Origin of the sequence: Burkholderia alba (genome assembly GCF_034721475.1) — a bacterium.
In the GTDB taxonomy this organism is placed as follows: domain Bacteria; phylum Pseudomonadota; class Gammaproteobacteria; order Burkholderiales; family Burkholderiaceae; genus Burkholderia; species Burkholderia alba.
On record NZ_JAWJWL010000001.1, the window covers coordinates 63,066 to 82,469 of the forward strand.

The following is a 19,404-nucleotide window of genomic DNA, read 5'->3' on the forward strand; positions in this document are numbered from 1 at the left end:
ATTGATGTTCGATATGAAGGCGGTTTAGTATTCGCCCACTTGTGACGACTTATGCACGGAAATTCCATCGATGCCGGTGAGCCGGGACAGATCCCGTCCGCGCGCGCCACGCCAACGCTTCCTCTCGTTTCGCCGCGCGCCGGGCGCACGCTTTTGCAAGGCGGTACGCTGAATGCCGTCGTGCTGCTGCTGCTTTTGTTCTACGCGAATCATCTGCTGTCGCGGCCCGGCGGCTGCACGTCGCTCAATCACATCCTGTCCGCTGTCGTATGGCCCGCGCCGGTGCTGGGCATCGCGATGCTTATGCATTGCGAGCGGCCATTGACGCGGTCGCTCGGCGTGTTGTCGCTGTTCGTCACGCTGTTGATCGCGGGCTCGCTCGCCTGGGTTCCGTGGCACGTCGATGCGCTGTTCGCGGCGCTCAACGTGATCGAGGCCGCGACGGGCGCGTGGCTGGCGCGCCGCTACGTCACGCCCGGCGGGGGCGTCGATACCATGCGCGGCTTCGCGATGTTCGTCCTGCTGTTGCCGGTGGGCATGGCCGCGATGCATGCGACGCTCGCTGCGGCGATCCTGTCCGTGTGGATGAACGACCGCGAGTGGCTGAACGAATGGTCGCGTGCCTATGCGGCGAATGCGCTTGCGTTGCTCACGCTGTTGCCGGCGCTGCTTACGTGGAATGCGCGTGCATGCCGGATAGCTTGGTCGCGGCATCGAAACTGGCTGCCCGCGATCGCGGTCTGGGGTGCGCTGTGTTTCGCGTCGATCTGGCGTGATCAGGCGGAAGTCGCGCGCGCCCTGCTGGCGCTGTCGCTGTGCTGGGTCGCGCTCGAAGGCGGCCTGATGCTGGTCTCTCAATGCAACGCGGTCGCCGCGATCGGCCTGATCGCGATGACGCTCGGCGGCCGCGGGCCCTATGCGTTCCATCATGACGGTCACGGTGTCTGGGCGCTCCAGGTCGATTTGATCGGCGTCGCGATTCTGTCGATGTGCATCGCGGTCGCGACCGGCGAGCGACGCCGGCTCGCGCGCCAGATCGAACGATCGCGGCGTTTCGAATCGCTCGGTTTTTTCGCGGGCGGCATCGTGCACGATTTCAACAACGTGTTGACGACGATCGAGTGCTACGCCGAGTACGCGAAGGAGCAGCTCGCGGCGGGCAAGCGCGCGGATGCCTCCCTCGACGAGGTTCACCGCGCGGTCAAGCAGGGGCGCGACCTGACGACGCAGATTCTGCTCGCCGCACGTCGCGGCGAACCCGTGCTGACGCCGACGGATGTCGACGACGTGGTCGACGACGTGTTGCGCGGCGGCCGGTTCAGGGCCGGCCGGGAGATCGACGTCGTCCGGAGCGGGCGCGCCACGCGTGCCGTCGTCGCGGATCGCAGCCAGATCGGGCGTGCGATTCTTAATCTCGTCGGCAATGCGATGCGCGCGGCGCGCACGACGGTGGTCGTGCGCACCGGCGTAGGCGAGCCCGCCGCCGATGGCTTCGATGTGTTCGATGTCGTCATCGGCGAGGCGTCGATCGCCGGCGGCGTGTGGATCGAAGTGTGCGACGACGGCGACGGCATCGACGCCGAGCCGCTCGACCGCATTTTCGAGCCGTTCTATACGAACCGGACCGGCGCGGCGGGCACGGGGCTCGGCCTCGCGATCGTCGCGGGGGCGGCGCTCGCGCATCGCGGACAGATCGCGATCGCGACGCGGCGCGGGATGGGGAGCCGTTTCAGGTTCACGTTGCCGGTGACATACGAAGCGGGCGTGTCCGGCGATGCAGCCGTGGTCGCGCCCGGCGCAACACAGGAGAGGGAAGGATGAATACGACAAAATTGCCGGCGGTGCTCGTCGTCGAGGATGACGAGCCGATGCGGCGTGTGCTCTGCCAGTACCTGACCGATTACGGCATGGCGGTGGATGGCGTGGGAACCGCGGCCGGGGCGATCGAATCGGTCCGTCGACGCGACTACGACATGGTGCTGCTCGATCTCGGCCTGCCGGACGGCGACGGCGTCGACGTGCTCCTGGGCTGGCGCGATTCGCACCGTTTTCCGCTCATTTGCCTGACGGGCCGCAACGAGGAGGCCGATCACATCATGGGCCTCGAGTTCGGCGCGGACGACTACGTCGTGAAGCCGTATTCGCTGCGCGAGGTGCTCGCGCGGATGCGCGCGCTGTGGCGCCGGGTCGGACCGTCGACCGCGCCCGTGCGGCGCGGCAAGCACCCGCGCGCGTACTGTTTCGACGGCTGGACCTTGAACATGAACACGCGCCGGCTGACGACGCGCGATGCGGTGGAAACACCGCTGACGGTCAGCGAGTTCAATCTGCTCGCGTTCTTTCTCGGCTCGCCCTCCCGCATCGTCACGCGCGCCCAGTTGCTCGAATTCACCCGGGCTTTCGACGACGTGTTCGATCGGGCGATCGACGTGCAGATCTGGCGGTTGCGCCGAAAGATCGAGAAGAATCCGAAGCAACCCGAACTGATTCGCACCGAACGGGGCGTCGGCTATTACTTCGCGGCGAAGGACGTGGAAACGCTATGGGAATGACCGTTCGGCATCGATGCATTCGAACGCCGTCGGGGCGGCGCGCATGACCGTGAATCTGGAAGCGCTTGTCGAATTGGGCCGCGCGGACGTCGATCCCGGTTCCGGCGCGCATGCCGACGTGCGCGGCGATGCGCGCTTCGATGCGTTGCAGGCCGAACTCGCGAAACTCTCGTCGCCGGGCGCCGGGATGCACGTCGACTGGCAGGCCGTGGCCGGGGGCTCGGCGGCGCTGCTACGCGACGCGGGTAAGGATCTGCTCGTCGGCTGCTACCTGGCGGGCGCGTTGTTGCACGTCGCCGACGCGGCCGGGTTGCGCCGTGGTCTTGCGATCGTCGGAGATCTCATCGAATGGCACTGGGAGGGCATGTCGCCGCCTGTGTCGCGGATGCGTGCGCGGCGCGGCGCGCTGCAATGGCTGCTCGACCGCATCGACGCGGTGGGCGAGACGCGGCCGGCCGGAAGCGGCAACGCGTATCCGCCGGACCTGGTCGAGCAGTTGCGCGCGGATGCGCGCCGAATCGATGTTTTGCTGGCCGCGCGCGACGATGACGCGCCCACGATGCGCGCGGTGCGCGCGTTCGCGGATCGATTGCCGGTCGCGTCGGATGGCGGGCAGACCGATGGCGGGCAGACCGATGGCGCGGCGGGAGATATCTCCATGCGCCCCGGCGTCGTCCATGCGGAACCCGGGCCGGCCGGGCCGAGCGGCCGCGTCGTGCCGCGCCCGGATGACGCCGATGCGGCCTGGGCATTACCGCCGTCGTCGGGCTCGTCACTCGAGGACGCGGCCGGCCGCGAGCGCGCGCTCGACGACACGGGAGCGTATCTGCATCGCATCGCGACGGCGTTCGCGCGCGCCGACTGGACCGACGCGCGCGCGTTCCGGCTGCGCCGATTCGCTTGCTGGTTCAACGTGCGGAGCATGCCGGACGTCGAGCAGGAGAGCGGGCGCACGCGGGTCGCGGCGCCGAACGCGCGGATCGTCGACGTCGCGAAAGACATCGACCTGCGCGCGGAGCCCGAGGACGCGGTGCGGTTCGCGGAGGAACACGCGCCTGTGTTTCCGCTGTGGCTGGATTTACAGCGCATCGCCGGACGGGCGCTGGCCCGCGCCGGCGGCAGCGGCGAATCGGCGCGGCGGGAAGTCGAGGCGTCGACGCGGATGCTGCTCGCGCGGCTGCCGGATCTCGCCGTGTCGAGATTCGCGGACGGCACGCCCTTCGCCGACGACGCCACGCGCGCCTGGCTCGACGCGCTTCAAGGAACGACGAAAGCGGCGCAAGCCGCGCACGCGGCGGCTCCGGACGTATCCGGCCGCATGCGGTCCGACATGCCGGATGACCCGATCGACGACGCGGTCGCGCATGCGCGTGCGTTCGCCGTGACCGGCCGGCTGGATAGCGCGTTGGAAGCGATTCAGGACGCGATCGACCGGGAACCGACCGCCGAGCGCAGGTTGCGGTTGCGCATCGGGCTATGCGAACTGATGCGCGAGTCGGACACGGATACGTGGCCCGATGCCTTCGTTCAGGGCGTGATCGAGCCGATCCGGCGACACGACCTGCTGGTCTGGGCGCCCGGGTTGGCGCTCGACGGGTTGTCGGCCGCGTATGCGCTGCTGATCCGGCGCGATCGCGAATCGGCGCGTGCGCGCGCTGTTCTTGAAGCGATCGCGGGAGTCGATGCGGCTCGCGCGATGCGTTTGGCGAAGTCGTCGGGTTGACGCGGCGGCGGCGCCCGGTGAATCGCGAGCCGGCTCGGGTGGCCCCGGCGGGGTGACCGTCGTGGCGGTGTGTCGATTGACGCGTTGAGCGCAACGGACGCGTTGTTACCGCCGTCGTGAATTGAGCGAGGCGGTTGAGGGCGCGCGTGTCGATTCCGCTGATTCCGCCGACTACGTCGGCCCCGAAAGGGGCGGCGTAGTTGGTCGAGATCGGATCAGGAGACTTGGAATCGAGCGTCCGATGCTTGCCGCGGGGATGGGTTCGCCCGGTCCGCGCGACGCGTGTCGAACGCGACAGATACTGCCGCGCGGGCGGGCGGGGGCGCCTTGATCGTGTTGAACACGCCCCAGCCATGCTTGATGTGTCCGTCGTTGCGTTCGCCGCTCATCGAACGAACGGTGTCGTTGAACTCTTCCATGTAGGTGGGCTCGGTATGAACGGCGGACGCCCCGCTGTCGGCGGGCGTCGTGGTGGCGCCGACGCCGGAGGCGGCGTCGGTCGGCGGGGGCCGGCTGTTGTCGCCGCCGGGCTCGCAACCCGTCAGGCCCGCGCTCGACAAGACGAGCAGCGGAATCGCCCAGAGCAGGGGCGGAAATTTCATCATGTGTTTTCTCCTTGCAGGTTTTTGTCGGGCTGACGATGCGCGTGCGTCGTCACCATTGCCAGCTGACGCCGACGCCGACTGTGTTGCCGCCCGCGCTCATCGCCACGCCGGCCTTGACCTTGAGGTTCTCGCTGATGCGCGCGGTGCCGCCGAACGCGACGGCGCGATGGCCCTTGTAGACCGCGCCGCCCACGCCGATCGACAGCATCTTGTCGCGATCGACGTCGGGAATCATCGTCAACGCGGCGGCTGCCGCGATGCCTGAATACGCGTCGCGCGCCGTGTCGGTGATGCTGCGTTGCAGATCGTTGACGCGTTGATTCGTATAGGCGTTGGTGTCCGACAGGGCAGCCCTGAGCTGCGTGACGTTTACGGCGTCGGTGCCTTGGGTGCCGGCGGCGACGTGAGTGACTTGACGTTCGTTGCCGCGTTGACCGACGGATACCGTGTTGTCGCGCTCCGCCGTGGAACCCGCGCCGAGCGCCACGGCCTGCCGGGCGGGCGCTTGGGCGCCCGCGCCGATGGCGATGGAACGGGCGCCGTCCGCTTGCGCTTGCCAACCGTTCGCGAGCGATTCGCTGCCCTGCGCCCGCGCGCCCGCGCCGATGGCGATCGCGTTTTCACCCGTGGCCGCGGCGGCGGATGTGGTCGAGTTGACGTCGACGTATGGCGTGGCGGCGCGCGGCGGCGCGGCGGGAAGGAAAGACGCGCCGGGGGTGGAAGGCGCCGGCGCGATGGGGGGGCGAGCGGGCGCGTTTCGGCGCCACGATGGAACCCGGGGCGGATTTTGCAGCACGAAAGGCCGTGGGCGCGCCGCGCCGGCGTCGGGCGAGGGTTGTGATCCACTTGCATGCGGTTCACCCAGTTCGCGCGATGGTGGCGGGGAAGGCGGTGGCGGTGGTGGCAGCGACGATGAAGGTGACGGCGGCGGCGGCAGCGATGATGAAGGCGAAGGCGGTGGCGGCAACGACGACGAAGGTGACGGCGGTGGCGGCAGCGACGATGAAGGTGACGGCGGCGGTGGCAGCGACGACGAAGGCGGCGGTGGCGGCAGCGACGATGAAGGTGACGGCGGCGGTGGCGGCAACGACGACGAAGGTGACGGCGGTGGCGGCAGCGACGATGAAGGTGACGGCGGCGGTGGCAGCGACGACGAAGGCGGCGGTGGCGGCAGCGACGATGAAGGTGACGGCGGCGGTGGCGGCAACGACGACGAAGGTGACGGCGGTGGCGGCAGCGACGATGAAGGTGACGGCGGCGGTGGCAGCGACGACGAAGGCGGCGGTGGCGGCAGCGACGATGAAGGTGACGGCGGCGGTGGCGGCAACGACGACGAAGGTGACGGCGGTGGCGGCAGCGACGATGAAGGTGACGGCGGCGGTGGCAGCGACGACGAAGGCGGCGGTGGCGGCAGCGACGATGAAGGTGACGGCGGCGGTGGCGGCAACGACGACGAAGGTGACGGCGGTGGCGGCAGCGACGATGAAGGTGACGGCGGCGGTGGCAGCGACGACGAAGGCGGCGGTGGCGGCAGCGACGATGAAGGTGACGGCGGCGGTGGCGGCAACGACGACGAAGGTGACGGCGGTGGCGGCAGCGACGATGAAGGTGACGGCGGCGGTGGCAGCGACGACGAAGGCGGCGGTGGCGGCAGCGACGATGAAGGTGACGGCGGCGGTGGCGGCAACGACGACGAAGGTGACGGCGGTGGCGGCAGCGACGATGAAGGTGACGGCGGCGGTGGCGGCAGCGACGATGAAGGCGGCGGCGATGGCGGCAGCGACGACGAAGGCGACGGCGACGGCAACGACGACGAAGGTGGCAGGGGCGGCGGCGGTGGCGGCAACGACGACGAAGGTGGCAGCGGCGGCGGCGGTGGCAGCGACGACGAAGGTGGCAGGGGCGGCGGCGGTGGCGGCAACGACGACGAAGGTGGCAGGGGCGGCGGCGGTGGCGGCAGCGACGACGAAGGTGGCAGGGGCGGCGGCGGTGGCGGCAACGACGACGAAGGTGGCAGGGGCGGCGGCGGTGGCGGCAGCGACGACGAAGGTGGCAGCGGCGGTGGCAGCGATGACGAAGGCGACAACGGCGGCAGCACCGTCGCCGACGGCGACGGTGGCAACGACGACGATGGAAGGCCCGTCGTGGATATGTGCGCTGCACTGCTGGAAGGTTGATGAACCGGTTGATTCCACGACAGAGGCGGCTCGTCGTCGGACCACGACGAAGGCGTCTCAGGCGTCGCCGGCGGCGAAGGTGTCCCGGCGAAGGCGAGTCGACGCGCATCCATCTCCCGCATCATGGCGTCTCCGATCTCGGAACCGGTCGAATGAGCCGGGCCCGGCTCGGGCGGCTGAACCCGTCTCAATAGAGGCCGACTCCTGATGGCCTCTAACAAATTCGCCCGAGCATCAGTGGTCGCCGCCGGATTTCCGGCGTTTGAGCCAACGGCGAATGCCTCGGCCGTGAACCCCAGCGCCAGTGGTGCGATCGACGAACACAGGAAGCGCGCGAACGGTCGCGATCGGGTGCCCGGAGCAGGTTGACCGGCGCGGTTCCCCGCGCGGGAAAGCGGTGTGCGGTGATATTTCATGGTGGTGTGAATGAACGAGTGACTCGAGTGATTGTCGGTTCCGAAGATCAGCCGGCGATACCAGGAATCGATCGAATCGCATGCTTGACTTGCTCGACGCTGATGAGCCGCGTGCATTCGAATTGCCGCAAGGTTCCCGCATGACGAGGACAGGACGAGGGATCGGCGTCGTCGAATTCGGCGCGAGGGTCGTTCCAGCAACTGTTGCAAGTGTGAAAATTGATCACGCGATGCGACGCGCTGAATTCGCTGATCGGATGGGTGAAGCCGCCGATGAGCACAACGGGCGTGCCGACTGCCCAGGCGAGCCAGGGGAAGTCTCCCGGCACGCCGATGAGACAGTCGGCGTGCCGCAACCAGCGCGCCCGTTCGATCCATCCCGCATCGGGCGGCAGGCAGTACGCGTGCTGCGCGAGTGCGCTGCTTTCATCCGCGAGGCCCGTCGGCGGGGAATCGATGCAGACGATTTCGTAGCCGCTGCCCGTGAGGAACTGTTGCAGCGCCTGCCAGCCGCCGGGCCGGTCCCATCGCGCGCAGCGCTGCGCGCTTTGCGCGGCGACGCAGACGTAGCGTCTCGCGAGCGGCCGGCTGTCGTCGGTCAATTCGATGCGCGGAGGCGCGTCTTGTGGATCGACGCCCAGCATGTAGGCGGCGCTGCGATGCCGGCCGACGAGTTGCGGCGGACTCGGTTGATAGGCGATCGCCTCCGGGCCGATGAAGCGTCCGAGTTTGTACGTCGCATAGTAGCGCTCGGCCCTGACGCGCTCGGGCGTGACGAATTCGATGTCGGGGTAGCCGGGTTGCAACAGCGACAGCAACGGCTCCGGCATCGAGCACGTCAGCTTGCAATGGTGCCGGCGTTGGAATTTCACGGCGTAGCCGAACCAGCCGAGCACATCTCCCGGCCGGTCCGGCTGGAATTGAATGAGTACCGGCTTGTCATGCGCATCGAAGCGATGGTCGAACACGCGCTCGCCGCCCGCGTCGATCTCGATCGAGAACGGCACGAAATGCTTTCGCGTACTCGTCACGACGCCGGCGCCGATCTGCGTGTCGAACAACATCGTGTCGGTATGCGCATCGCGCAGACGTATCGTCCAGTCGCCTTCCGGCAGCGATATCCGGCAGCCGTCGTTGAAATCGAAGCGCATGCCGGCGAATCCCGATTCCGTCGGAACGGGCGGGGCCGTCACGAAACCTCGGGTGTCGGCATGCGAGGGGGCGGCGGTCGACGTATCGGGCGAATCCGCGAGCGGGATCGACGTCGTCGCGGCCGAGCGCGGATCACCTAGCGGCGGCGCATAGGCGTCGATCGGCGACGGCGATTCGACGCGCGTGAGCCGCGGGGCGCTGAACGTAATTCGATCCGGCTGGCCGCCGGAATAGGAAGGGGATCCGTACATGGGAGCGATCGATGGGAGGGAAGGGGCGTCGCGACGACGCGGGAGGGGATGAAGCGGCCGGGCGCCTCACGTCGCGGTTTTCGCACGCGCGGCGCGCCGGATACGCGCGCCGCCGATTGCGGCCGGCGCGTATGTGGCCGCGTCAGGCGTACCGCTCGAGCAGCGCATCCAGGATCGCGACGGTCTCGATGTCGGGAACGCCGTCGTACCGTGCGGGGCGGAAGTGCATCTGGAATGCCGAGACGACATGTTGCGTCCGTGCGTTGAATGCACCGCTCGTGGGCGCGTCGTAGCCGTACGACCGCAGTTTCTCCTGGAGTTCCGCGATGTCTCCGCGAAACGGCTGGTCGATCCGATGCCGGCGGACGGTCGCGGCCTCGGGCCATGCGCCCAAGCCGTACCGTTCATGCAACGCCTGCCACGGAAACAGCGCTCCGGGATCGAACTTGCGCCCGGGCGCGACATCGGAATGTCCGACCACGTTTTGCGGGGGAATCGCGTGACGCGCGACGATGTCGGCGGCGAGTCGGCCGACCACCGAAATCTGTGCATCGGGAAAGGGGAACCATCGGCGTTGCATGAGCGGCGCGTCTTCGTCGTCTTCCGGAAACCCCGCGTTGACGATCTCGATGCCGATCGAACGGGTGTTGAGCAGCGATCGGCCCCGCCAGGCGCTGACCCCCGCGTGCCAGGCGCGACGCGATTCCGGCACGAGTTCGAAGACGCGGAAGCGTTCGCCGCCGTCCGCCGCGTCCGGGACGAGGTAGTGGGCGCTGACGGGCCGTTGCGAATCGGTCAGCAGCGCGACCGAGCGCGCCAGCGGAGCGGCGGTGTAGTGCAAGACCAGAACTTGCGCGCGCGAGTTCTGATTCGGAGACGGGATCGACGTGTCGATCGTGTAGGGCGCGTCGCGCGTGCAACCGTCCTTGGCGCGCGCTGCATCCGGCAGGGCGAGCGCGCCGACGACGGCGGGAACATACGCGAGCAGGCGGCGTCGGTTCGCGTTCGTGACAGCGGCACGCGGTTGCGGACGGGATCGGCTCATTCTGTATTTCCTCGTAGTGGTTTTGCAGTCCATATGAATCACTGACTGATGACGTTGCGTATCGATTCCCTGGCGGACGAGCGGTCTCGCGCTCGGAGTCGGCGAGTCACGGAGCGCGATTATTTCAGGCGATTGGTGGATTGGCGTCGGGCAAATCACCGATGTCGACGGGCGGAGACGACGGAGCGGCGTGACGAAGTGGACGATCGGGCTCGTTCGCGGAGGGCTTGGGGACGGGGCGGCGGCGTCGAGCGGAATGGCGGCGGCTCAGCGGGGGCAACTTCCCTCTCATGACCGTGATGTGGGACGGAGTATCAGGGTCTGCTGTGTCTGGTGTGCTCCGGGCGGTCCAATGTTCAGCGGAAAGTGCCGTCGCTTTAAAACCTTCGTTATGTCCGGCGGCAACGTCTTGCGTGAGATCCGTTCCTTCTTCGCCAGCATGTCGGGCGGATTTTTCACCCCTAATCATGCCCCGGCTCGTTATCTCGACAGAACCGTTCAGGGTTCCTAAAGCGGATCGATGGCCGACTTCGTCCTCCCTTTCCGAAAATTTCGGACTAATCCGTCCAGTCCCACCTGTTTCTCAAGAGCCATCCACTTCGCTTGTCCAATCGAAACAATGAATTAGCGATCTGGCATGGTTGTTGCACATGCAGTGCTGCCGAGGTGGCAGCATGAACCGAATCCATATTGGATATCGATTAATCAATCGGCGAAGAAATGTGGATGAATATCGAGTGGGTGGATTTATTTATTATTCAATTCCTTATTGCTGGAGGAAAGGAGCAGGTTTGGCAATGAATGTTTAGAGAGTGAACTGAATTCGCGGATATCGATGCCGGGATTCAGGATTTCATGCAACTCAATAGTTGATTTTTGTCAATTTATATTTGTTAAATACAGTGCAGAGATAAAAATGGATATTCGAAACAACCAAATTAAGCAGGACGGCGTTGAGGTTGATTATCTTACGCCGACTTACGGTCGGGGTGCATTCGTGAATTCCGCCCCCTCTAGTCGCATGAATGACGAGCCAATGGACCCGAGAGAGGCACGTCGATTAATTGAAGATGAGCTCGATTACGATGCAAGGAACTCCGCTGATTTGGGATCGTATATTTGCGATTACATGGACCCGGAGTGTGATGCGCTGATTAATCGTGCGATCGGTAAAGTATATATCGATAAAAGTGAATATCCGGCCATGACCGTGATGGGCGAGAGGGTGGTAAAAATCATCCATTCGTTCTTCAATGGCTCCAACGCAGAGAGCGAACACAAATCTTATCAAGTGCTGGGTACGCCGACGATCGGGTCTTCGGAGGCTATCATGCTTGGACTGATGGCTCATCGAAGGAATTGGGATCATACTTGGGAATCGCGTCGCTACCTGCGATTTACGGTGGGACAAGTACAGGAAGTTCCGTATTACAGCTATGACAAGCCGTTCTTGCTGTATGCGCGAGATGTGCATACTTGTTGGAATAAATATAGTAACTATTTTAATACCCCTGCGCTCGTAATTAATTTATCTGATAAGCGCTGGACCCTTCAGCCGAAAGATATTTCGGAGATGCTGGGGATGCGAGTGAAGGATCTCGTTGAGAGTCAAAGTCAAAAGCATGTCGGAATGAAGAAGGTGCTTAGCGACAATTTGATTTATTGTAATAAAGAATATATGGACGCCGCCAGTGGCAGGGAAAAGGAAATATTGACGGCGATATATGATAACAAGATGTTGGCGGAGTTGATTTGCTGCATCGGGGCAGTGGTTGGGACGACGTTCACCGGTGAGGCAGACGATGTATATAACGTTGCCGAGGAGATAAAGGCCGGCGAGGCGGACGCGGCTAGAGCGCAGAATAATTATTTTGACAAGGGCAAGATCAAGCTGGATATTCCGATGCACGTAGATGCGGCAAGCGGTGGGTTTCTTGTGCCGTTCTCGGATCCTGAGTTTGCCTGGGATTTTCGAGTTTCCAAGGTGAAGTCCATCAATGTATCAAATCATAAATTTGGAATGGTCTACCCTGGGTGCGGAACCGTCGTTTTCTCAGACTGGGATATCGTTCCGGAGGAGTTGATCAACTCGATAACATACTTGGGTGCCGCATTCACTGATTACAATGTGAATTTTTCGCGCGGAAGTTCTATGGTGATTGCGAGTTATTACAATCTTATCCGATTTGGGCGGCGCGGTTACGAAAGCGTGAATAAGCAGTGTATTGCTAACGCCAGATACTTGGAGTCTAAATTGAATGGGAGTCGGATCATTTCCAAGCGCTTGGAATTGATTAATGATCCGAAGAAGTTCACCATGGTTGTTTTCAAGCTCAATCAATCTGCTGGCCAAGACTGGACTCTGACTGATCTTTCGAATGAGTTGCTGAAGCAGGGCTGGCGGCTGCCGGCGTACAGGCTGCCTTACACCAATAATGAGAAACCCGACGGCATTGAGGTGATGCGGGTTGTTTGTCGCCAAGACATCTCTCACGATAAAATTGATTTTCTAGTGAATGATATCGAGAATGGATTTAAGTATTTGGATTCCAAGACGCCGGAGGAATATTCGTTCATCGCAAAAGAGGCGGAATCTAAAATGTTCGGCGGCGTGTTGGAGTGTTAGTTTGAAAATTAACCCCGGCACTATTTAGGGTTGGAAATTTTGCCCTGCAGAAGTTTGCAGGGTATTTTTTGATTGGGTAAATTCTCGGAGCCAGTTTGTGTGATGAATTGGTGTCTGAGGAGACTGAGTGGTTTTGTTGGCACTGCTTGAACGGATCTGATTGGGGCCCGTAGCTCAGGGGTAAGAGCAGTCGACTCATAATCGATTGGTCGCTGGTTCGAATCCAGCCAGGCCCACCATGCCCGGGTGGTGAAATTGGTAGACACAGCAGACTTAAAATCTGATGCACTACACTGGGTGCTTGCCGGTTCGAATCCGGCTCCGGGCACCATCAACCGAAATTTTGGTGGACTGATTGTGCTGAACCAGGATCTGCGACGGGAATGAAGCAATGCGCTGTTTTCAAGAGATCTCAATTGAGTCGAAGTTTTTCAGCAGGTGGGGCCGACTGAAATGCTGTCTCGATTGACGAGTGATATTGGGCGTTGAACTGGTGCGGATGGCACGTCCCCCCTTGGGGAGTCATCATCTCGATCGCCAGGGATGCTCGCGTGTGGCATCTGCGATCGTGTGTAGTCTGGCCGGTATGCTTCAGTTAGAGCGTGTCCGGCTCCGCGTGCGTCACTGTATTGGCGATCTGTATTCGATCAGCTTGCCATGCTTCCCGCCATGGCCGTTCGGTTGTCGTTTCAACATTGTGTTTGGACTGTCCCGCGTCATATGGCGTGGTGTCGAGGACCACGGTCATCTCAACAGACCCTTTGACGGCATCGCCGCCGAGCGGGAACCGGCGATGGGTTGGTTGCTCATCGCATGATAGGCAAACACCAACGAAAATTTCACTTGATCGGACGTGTTTCTCCCCGCGGAATGCAGTGTGTTGCAATGAAAGAACAGCGCGTCGCCCGCTTCGAGTGTCGGGCAAATCGCCCGATCGATGAGTGGTCGATTGATCGATGCAGTGCCACGGAAAAATTTCGCGCCGTCGAAGCATTCGGGTCCGAGCTTCGCGTCTTGCGAGCCCGGCACCAACCAGAGTGCACCGTTCTCGTTCATCTCAGGTCCCAGCGCCAGCCACACCGATATCAGATCGGAGCGCTCGAATGACCAGTACCGCGAGTCACGATGCCAGTCAGTCAAGCTCCCATACGAAGGATGCTTGGTCATGACACAGTTGTGATGTGCGTGCGACAACACGGGATCTTCACCAAAATAGATTTTCATCCATGCGAGGATCTCAGGCGCTGCCGCTTGTTGTGCAAATGCCGCGTCGCGCGCGTACGCGTTGAGCAGACGTCGAACCGTATTGCCGCCTGGTGCATGCCTCGATCCGGGCGCGCCGGGGTACCCCAAGTCGGCCTCGAATTCTATAGGTCGGCGGGTGTCGCGCAATTGCTGCTCGGCAATGGCTTTTAGAACCACATGCTGTTGGGGCGCTACGAAGTTTCTCGCGACGACAAACCCATGCTCGCGCAACGTCGCCACTTGCTGGTGGATCGGTGCTAACTGCAAAGAAGGCATAATCCATCCCATTTCGTCTGCCGAGAGAAGGCGGTTTTGATCAAGGCCTGCCAACTGCGCGATCTGGTTGGTCAAGGTCAGCCGATAGGCGTTGTATGGGCTACGAGCGCTCAGTATTCGCTAACACGGCGAGCAGGATGTTCGTGAAGATTCATCCGCCGCCGCGATTCACGTGCTGCGTTCCGGTCAGGTTTTCTGCTTGGTCTTGAATCCCAACTGCAGGCTGCCTGCCAAATTGGCGCTCACCAATTCGAAGCCGTCGACATGCGGGAACGTGTATGGCGTGATTGCCCCTTGAGCGAACTCATCGAAACTGGGCACGTCCTTCCATTCCTTTCTGATGGATTTCTCGATCAGCGCGGTGATGAGTTGATCGGCAGAAGCGTCTATAACCGACAACGTCATGATGGCGCTCATGATCTTCCAGCGAGTCATGCCAAAGGCTTGCTTGATGTTGACCCACCGGCCCCCCGCTTGCTCGACGGCCGCGCTGCCTGCGGCTACGGAGTCGGCCTCCACTTCCGCCGGGAGCTCGGCTTCCACGCTGGCGAACACCTCTTCGGAAATAATGGCCGTGCCGGCTTCTTCGGTCACTTCGGCTACCGTGGCGCCAGCACGCAAGCCCTGGATAACGGGACCCGCGATTGCCACCAAGGAGAGCACCCCCGCAATCGCGCCCAAAACAATTTCACGGGTGATTGCCGTCTGTGTTCGCACTACATTGACAACCAAATTGCGTTGTGGGTTTTCAAACCAAAAGATCTTCTGGCCGTCTTTTTCCTGAAGAGAGAGTTGTAAACTTTCCGTATAATTCACATGGACATCAAAATCGTCTGAATAAGAATACAAAGCGTCGGTGAAACTAACCTCGAGCATACTGTGATTGAGGGTCATTTTGAACCGATTGCTTTTAATGCTGATTTCAGTGGAGCTGTAAATTTCTATGGATGATTCTTTTACATTTAAAATATATTCTTTACCGTCGGTGGTTAGTAACCACTGGCCGCCGGAAGAAATAATTTCAATCTTGTAGTCGTTCGGGTTGGTGACAATTCCATGCTGCGAGAGAATCAATAGCATAGATTGTGTTAAATGCCCTTTGTCGAGTTCGGATGGATTGTCTTCTTTCGGAATAGCGGTGATCTTTTTTTCGTCCGACATGAATTTTCCGAAAATCAAATCCTTATTATTTTGAATTGTGAGTCGGTCGTTGGAAATTTCGAAATCACTCTCGCTGGCTTTGTAAAAAAAGCGGTGAGCGCCGCCCAGCATGATGTTTTTCATAAACATCGGGCCGCTGATGAGGAAACCGGCATTCGCACCGCTATTTTCAGGAATGGCAAACGGAGATATTTGATGACCAAGATCTTCCACGTTGCCGCTGGCTTTCGATAGTATGCCGAAGAGACTGGTCGCGAGCGAATTTTTGTCCGTGACAGAATAACTGGCTTCAACTGGCTTGAGCCATCCGTACTTGTCGGATTTCGATATGATCGGATCTATATTTAAAGTGGCAAAAACGTGATTGAATTCACTGATGTGCGCGTTGAACCAAATGCTGGTCAGGCTCGATAACACGGCTAGTGCGATCGTACCGGTGGCAGGGTTGTTTTTGATCGTAATGACTGCAACGGCCGGTTCTTGTTCGCTAACAGCCTGCTCAAGCGCCTTCAGATTTTGGCTCCAGCCTTCTTCGAATTGATAGACATTGATGAACTCATTTTTATCTTTGTCTTGATTTTTGAATAAATAGAAGTTTATCTTTCCGTCTGATATTAGCCACTCCAGACCGGATTTCTTGATTTGCGCAGTGGCGCCATCGGTTAGTGCCTTATTATTCTTCTTGAATTCGTCTCGTAGCTGTGCGGGAATTTGCTTTTTTTCAAGGGCGCTGAAAATGGCATCGATTTCCGAATTTCCGCTTATGACAAAGGAAAATTGATCTGGATTCGGAACCCACTCCATCCCTATTTCGATAATAACTTCCGCCTTGCTCATATCGTATTTCTTTTTGCCCGCGAAATAGGCGCCAGATACGATGGGGCACATCAGGTGAATATTCTTGCCGTCGCCTCCCGGAGTCAGTTGCCAGGGGCCGAAAGTTGCGTCGATTTTGTAGCTGTCATCGTCCTCCGCGGTCTGGGCGATATGTTTGGCGTTGTTGCTAACCTGATCCCACGCAGCGTTGACCGCCTGATTGGCATTGTCGAAATGGATGGCGAAAACGCTATCCCAGCCATACGTATCGGCTTCGTTGCCGCCCGTGGATTGGGTGTTGGAAAGATCGAGTGCTTGATTCATGGAACCTCCGTGGTAGGGAACCCCATCTACAGCAACAGATGTGCCATGACATTTAAATTATTGTTTTTAAAAACAAATCTTCGATTCCATCCATCGAAGAGATGACTGAATGGACGGATCAGTCCACCATCGGAAACGGCTGGTAGGACGGTATCGTCCGTCGAAGGCACGCTGGCGATGTGGAAATTCGATGTTGGGAGCCGCTATTCCGATAATCGGCCTTAGCGTATTACTGCTCAGATGGCAGCGAGCGGTGTTAGCTGAAGATGTTTGATGGTGACTAGGGCAACCCGAACTCATGGTGCCTTGCACGCCTGATCATGTCGTTGTCCGATGCGGCGAACGACGCTTCGAGATGCGGCTAATGTGGAGATCGATCTCTCGCGCCTGACGCTCTGGTCTGAAATTCGAGGAACGAATCCCTCGCGGGCGCTGACCGGAGGTTCTGCTATTCGAGGATGCCGGCGCTAGAACAAGGTCTGGCGCGAGTGCGATGACGTGATCGTGATCTCGCGCTGCGATGGATGGCGCCGACGAAATCCGTCGGCCAGCGCGCTATCCGGGGTGATTCGGCCAGCCCAGGGGCGTAGACATGCGTCAAATCAGGACGAGGCGAAAATTGAATCAACCAAATGGGCTCAGCGTCATATCCTCTTCGCGATGCGTAAGGTCGCGCCGTCCTGGTTGAGATAGGCGACGGCAACCGCAGCGCCAATCGCGATCAATGTGGCCACGACGAAGCCGAGTGCTTTATTTTTCGCGTAGCACCAATCGAGCAACGCGCCGAGATAATCGAACGGCGTCATGGTGAATCTCCCGCGCACACGGCGACGAGCAGATACCATCCCGTGCCAATCAACAGGCCGTAGCCTATCGCAGCTACGATCGATTGCCGGATGCGGGATGGCCGGCATGCTTCGAGCAGGGCATTATCATGGCGAACGCGTATCATAATCTTGATGTGAATCTATAAATATCGGCACCATCTTGAGTAAAAATATTCGATCGCGTCGCGGCAAACGAGATTTTTTTGCCATTTAAATTAAGTTTCGCTTGGAAAGCTACAGAGAATAAAGTCATTGTCGATGTTTAAAATGTGAAAATAATAAGACGAAAGATGGGCCGTATAATTATCTATTCGCCGTGGCGTTGATGGCTTGGGAAATGGAAATCCGGAATCAACGGCCGAACTTTCCGCCGCTGACGCTCGAAGTGATTTTTGTCTTGTTGGCTGACATTGGTCTGAAACATGAGAGATCGACTGGATTGAATACCGCAGCGCCATGCAAACTTGCAAGAGGGATACATGGCATCTGTCCATTCGGTGCTCGGCTAGCATGCTCGGTTAAGTGCTACGGTAGGTTCCTTGTACGTAGAACGCACCATTCAGCCCGGCAGTGTGAGCGACGAAATGCCGAGCATCGCCTCGCCAGGCAAGCAGATTACTCAATGAGGCTATGTTGCCGCCGGTCGCCTTTTGAATATGGCTGTTGATCGACGACATCCCCGTCTTGTTCACGCCGTCCGAAAAATGATTGACGAGGTCGTAGATCGTCGATGCAAGTCCTACTGCGTTGGCGATCCCCACCACAGCAAGCAAGATCCAGTCATACCAATATACAGTCTGATCATGCGCCAACTTGGGATTCGGATCCTCCGCGAAGCTGACTGCCGGATCTTTGAAAACAAGCGGATTGACTGTCCCAACACTCCACCAGTAGCTGGCATCTGGAAGATTGGCCAATCCGAACAGAAATTTGAGTGGACCGCCGCCAGACGCATTGCAACTGAGACCATTGCCGTCATGGCTGGTTCTGATTTCGAAATTATTAACGGTAACCTTCTCGAAGTCGAAGCTATGTTGGTTCGTGATCGCGCATTGATCGTTGGTACACGAAAGAGAGAACGATGCCGAAGGAAAGGCTGCCTCGACACCAGGAAGAACGACGTGATTGAAGAAAGTCTCTTGGCTGACGAGAACGGTGACGTTGCTCTTCGAATCGAGTGACGTGGAATCGAATTTGGGTGAAGGCAGAGGCGTATCGTCGAGCATGCACAGAAAACAAAGAGCGGCCGCCGAAGATGTCTCGGTGTAGTAGTAATTCCATCGCTTCGGATTCAACCAAGAGGCAACCGACGCCGGCGCCGGGTTGACATTGGCCAGAATATATTTGAGCGCCTCCTTATTGGTGCGAAGGGCGCTTGCGAAGTAGGACTGCAAGAGTGCCGATGCGACGGGATCGAGCTTCTTATTAGGATCGATGGGTTTGATGACGGAGACATTGCCTGGCGAATCTTGGCCTTGGGCCTCGGATGGCTCGAAGATCAGTTGGGTATGACCACTTGCCCCTTGTGCTTCCTGCTGCGTGCCCGCTCCGATCCAACCAAGGCGAATTTCCACGATGACCGACACGGTGGCGAGATCGTAGTCTCCGGTGATCGCACCTCCCTCGAGCGTCAGGCGACCCTGCGAGATCGGAACGTTGACTCTAAGCAGGGTATTTTGGCCGCCTCTGACGATACTCCACGGAGAGAGCTCGGCGTTGAGCGAGATCTTCGAACCCGTATCGCCGTCCGTCGTGCTGAACTGCATCCGCATGGGAACCGCGGCTAGATTGCGCTTCAGCATGTCATTAACTTCATCAATGCTGATCGCATAGGCATATTGATAATCGTAAGTTTTCAAGATAACTCCCAGGCTTGAAAAAAGTCATCCGCTAAATTAGGCAGTGCCTGCCGCAATGCCGCGATGGGGTCGTCGAGATAGAGTTTGACGTTTTCGCTGTCGAGTTCGAGCCAAGCGAACAGGGCATTCTCATGTCGAGCGAGTTCAGCAAGCTGCGCTGCGATCAGCGTGCCGCGCGAGGGGTCGTCCTGAATCAGTTGATCCAACAACGGATGAGGGAGGGTCCTTGAGTCAGCCCCGGCGGGACGCTGAACCAGTGTCGCCGTGACGTGATGCTCGTCGGGGCTTGGGAGGCGCAGCCTCACGAAGCGGTCGCTAGGAAAGGTTTTCATGGTGTATCGATCGGTCA

At 60.2% G+C, this 19,404-nt stretch carries 13 protein-coding genes, 2 tRNA genes and 1 pseudogene; 6 read left to right on the forward strand and 10 right to left on the reverse strand.

Features of this window, described 5'->3' with window-relative positions:
- Window positions 1–51 precede the first annotated feature (51 nt).
- The 3 genes from RZR99_RS00285 to tssA are packed head-to-tail and all read left to right on the forward strand — an operon-like array spanning window position 52 to window position 4,275.
- On the forward strand, window positions 52–1,821 hold the full coding sequence (locus RZR99_RS00285; RefSeq protein ID WP_323117729.1) for a sensor histidine kinase: 1,770 nt from the start codon (window positions 52–54) through the stop codon (window positions 1,819–1,821).
- The gene (locus RZR99_RS00290) at window positions 1,818–2,552 is read left to right on the forward strand and encodes a response regulator transcription factor (RefSeq protein ID WP_323117730.1); all 735 of its coding nucleotides are present in this window, start codon (window positions 1,818–1,820) and stop codon (window positions 2,550–2,552) included. Before RZR99_RS00285 ends, RZR99_RS00290 begins: the two co-directional genes overlap by 4 nt.
- 43 nt (window positions 2,553–2,595) lie before the next feature.
- Entirely contained in the window at window positions 2,596–4,275 is a 1,680-nt protein-coding gene (tssA, locus tag RZR99_RS00295; protein ID WP_323117731.1) for a type VI secretion system protein TssA, read from the forward strand.
- A 215-nt stretch (window positions 4,276–4,490) separates the two neighbouring features.
- Here the strand turns inward: tssA and RZR99_RS00300 are convergent, their stop codons facing one another.
- The 5 genes and pseudogenes from RZR99_RS00300 to RZR99_RS00315 all read right to left on the reverse strand — a co-directional run.
- Complete coding sequence (locus tag RZR99_RS00300; protein WP_323117732.1) at window positions 4,491–4,880, reverse strand: hypothetical protein; 390 nt, start codon at window positions 4,878–4,880, stop codon at window positions 4,491–4,493.
- A 49-nt stretch (window positions 4,881–4,929) separates the two neighbouring features.
- Window positions 4,930–5,676, reverse strand: coding sequence for a YadA family autotransporter adhesin (locus RZR99_RS00305; RefSeq protein ID WP_407655381.1), 747 nt, complete (start codon window positions 5,674–5,676; stop codon window positions 4,930–4,932).
- A gap of 61 nt (window positions 5,677–5,737) precedes the next feature.
- Window positions 5,738–7,075 carry a hypothetical protein gene (locus RZR99_RS33260; protein WP_407655382.1) on the reverse strand — a complete coding sequence of 446 codons (1,338 nt, stop codon included), beginning with the start codon at window positions 7,073–7,075 and terminating at the stop codon, window positions 5,738–5,740.
- A 445-nt stretch (window positions 7,076–7,520) separates the two neighbouring features.
- Complete coding sequence (locus tag RZR99_RS00310; RefSeq protein WP_323117733.1) at window positions 7,521–8,876, reverse strand: autotransporter strand-loop-strand O-heptosyltransferase; 1,356 nt, start codon at window positions 8,874–8,876, stop codon at window positions 7,521–7,523.
- Between the two features lie 46 nt (window positions 8,877–8,922).
- Window positions 8,923–9,921: pseudogene (locus RZR99_RS00315) on the reverse strand (N-acetylmuramoyl-L-alanine amidase); the annotation flags it as partial.
- A gap of 916 nt (window positions 9,922–10,837) precedes the next feature.
- On the opposite strand from RZR99_RS00315, the gene RZR99_RS00320 reads away from it, so the two are divergent.
- The 3 genes from RZR99_RS00320 to RZR99_RS00330 all read left to right on the forward strand — a co-directional run bounded on the left by RZR99_RS00320 (window position 10,838) and on the right by RZR99_RS00330 (window position 12,878).
- Complete coding sequence (locus RZR99_RS00320) at window positions 10,838–12,547, forward strand: pyridoxal-dependent decarboxylase (protein ID WP_323117735.1); 1,710 nt, start codon at window positions 10,838–10,840, stop codon at window positions 12,545–12,547.
- Window positions 12,548–12,710: 163 nt separating this feature from the next.
- A tRNA-Ile gene (locus RZR99_RS00325) sits at window positions 12,711–12,786 on the forward strand.
- Between the two features lies 1 nt (window position 12,787).
- Window positions 12,788–12,878, forward strand: a tRNA-Leu gene (locus tag RZR99_RS00330).
- Window positions 12,879–13,291: 413 nt separating this feature from the next.
- On the opposite strand, the gene RZR99_RS00335 is transcribed toward RZR99_RS00330, so the two are convergent.
- The 5 genes from RZR99_RS00335 to RZR99_RS00355 form a co-directional block, all read right to left on the reverse strand.
- Entirely contained in the window at window positions 13,292–14,068 is a 777-nt protein-coding gene (locus RZR99_RS00335; RefSeq protein ID WP_323118013.1) for a phytanoyl-CoA dioxygenase family protein, read from the reverse strand.
- 186 nt (window positions 14,069–14,254) lie between these two features.
- Window positions 14,255–16,369: a TULIP family P47-like protein gene (locus RZR99_RS00340; protein ID WP_323117736.1), complete on the reverse strand. Its 2,115-nt coding sequence runs from the start codon at window positions 16,367–16,369 to the stop codon at window positions 14,255–14,257.
- 644 nt (window positions 16,370–17,013) lie between these two features.
- Entirely contained in the window at window positions 17,014–17,175 is a 162-nt protein-coding gene (locus RZR99_RS00345; RefSeq protein ID WP_323117737.1) for a hypothetical protein, read from the reverse strand.
- 539 nt (window positions 17,176–17,714) lie between these two features.
- A complete protein-coding gene (locus RZR99_RS00350; protein ID WP_323117738.1) occupies window positions 17,715–19,055 on the reverse strand; it encodes a TULIP family P47-like protein in 1,341 nt (446 codons plus the stop codon).
- The gene (locus RZR99_RS00355; RefSeq protein ID WP_323117739.1) at window positions 19,052–19,387 is read right to left on the reverse strand and encodes a hypothetical protein; all 336 of its coding nucleotides are present in this window, start codon (window positions 19,385–19,387) and stop codon (window positions 19,052–19,054) included. The genes RZR99_RS00350 and RZR99_RS00355 overlap by 4 nt, the downstream gene beginning before the upstream one ends.
- Between the last annotated feature and the right edge of the window lie 17 nt (window positions 19,388–19,404).

Excerpts from the sequence above, each read along its gene's own strand:
- RZR99_RS00355 (WP_323117739.1), bottom strand. The coding sequence starts at position 19,387 with ATGAAAACCTTTCCTAGCGACCGCTTCGTGAGGCTGCGCCTCCCAAGC.
- RZR99_RS00340 (WP_323117736.1), bottom strand. The coding sequence starts at position 16,369 with ATGAATCAAGCACTCGATCTTTCCAACACCCAATCCACGGGCGGCAAC.
- RZR99_RS00300 (WP_323117732.1), bottom strand. The coding sequence starts at position 4,880 with ATGATGAAATTTCCGCCCCTGCTCTGGGCGATTCCGCTGCTCGTCTTG.
- RZR99_RS00310 (WP_323117733.1), bottom strand. The coding sequence starts at position 8,876 with ATGTACGGATCCCCTTCCTATTCCGGCGGCCAGCCGGATCGAATTACG.
- tssA (WP_323117731.1), top strand. The coding sequence starts at position 2,596 with ATGACCGTGAATCTGGAAGCGCTTGTCGAATTGGGCCGCGCGGACGTC.
- RZR99_RS00320 (WP_323117735.1), top strand. The coding sequence starts at position 10,838 with ATGGATATTCGAAACAACCAAATTAAGCAGGACGGCGTTGAGGTTGAT.
- RZR99_RS00345 (WP_323117737.1), bottom strand. The coding sequence starts at position 17,175 with ATGACGCCGTTCGATTATCTCGGCGCGTTGCTCGATTGGTGCTACGCG.
- RZR99_RS00335 (WP_323118013.1), bottom strand. The coding sequence starts at position 14,068 with ATGCCTTCTTTGCAGTTAGCACCGATCCACCAGCAAGTGGCGACGTTG.
- RZR99_RS00285 (WP_323117729.1), top strand. The coding sequence starts at position 52 with ATGCACGGAAATTCCATCGATGCCGGTGAGCCGGGACAGATCCCGTCC.
- RZR99_RS00290 (WP_323117730.1), top strand. The coding sequence starts at position 1,818 with ATGAATACGACAAAATTGCCGGCGGTGCTCGTCGTCGAGGATGACGAG.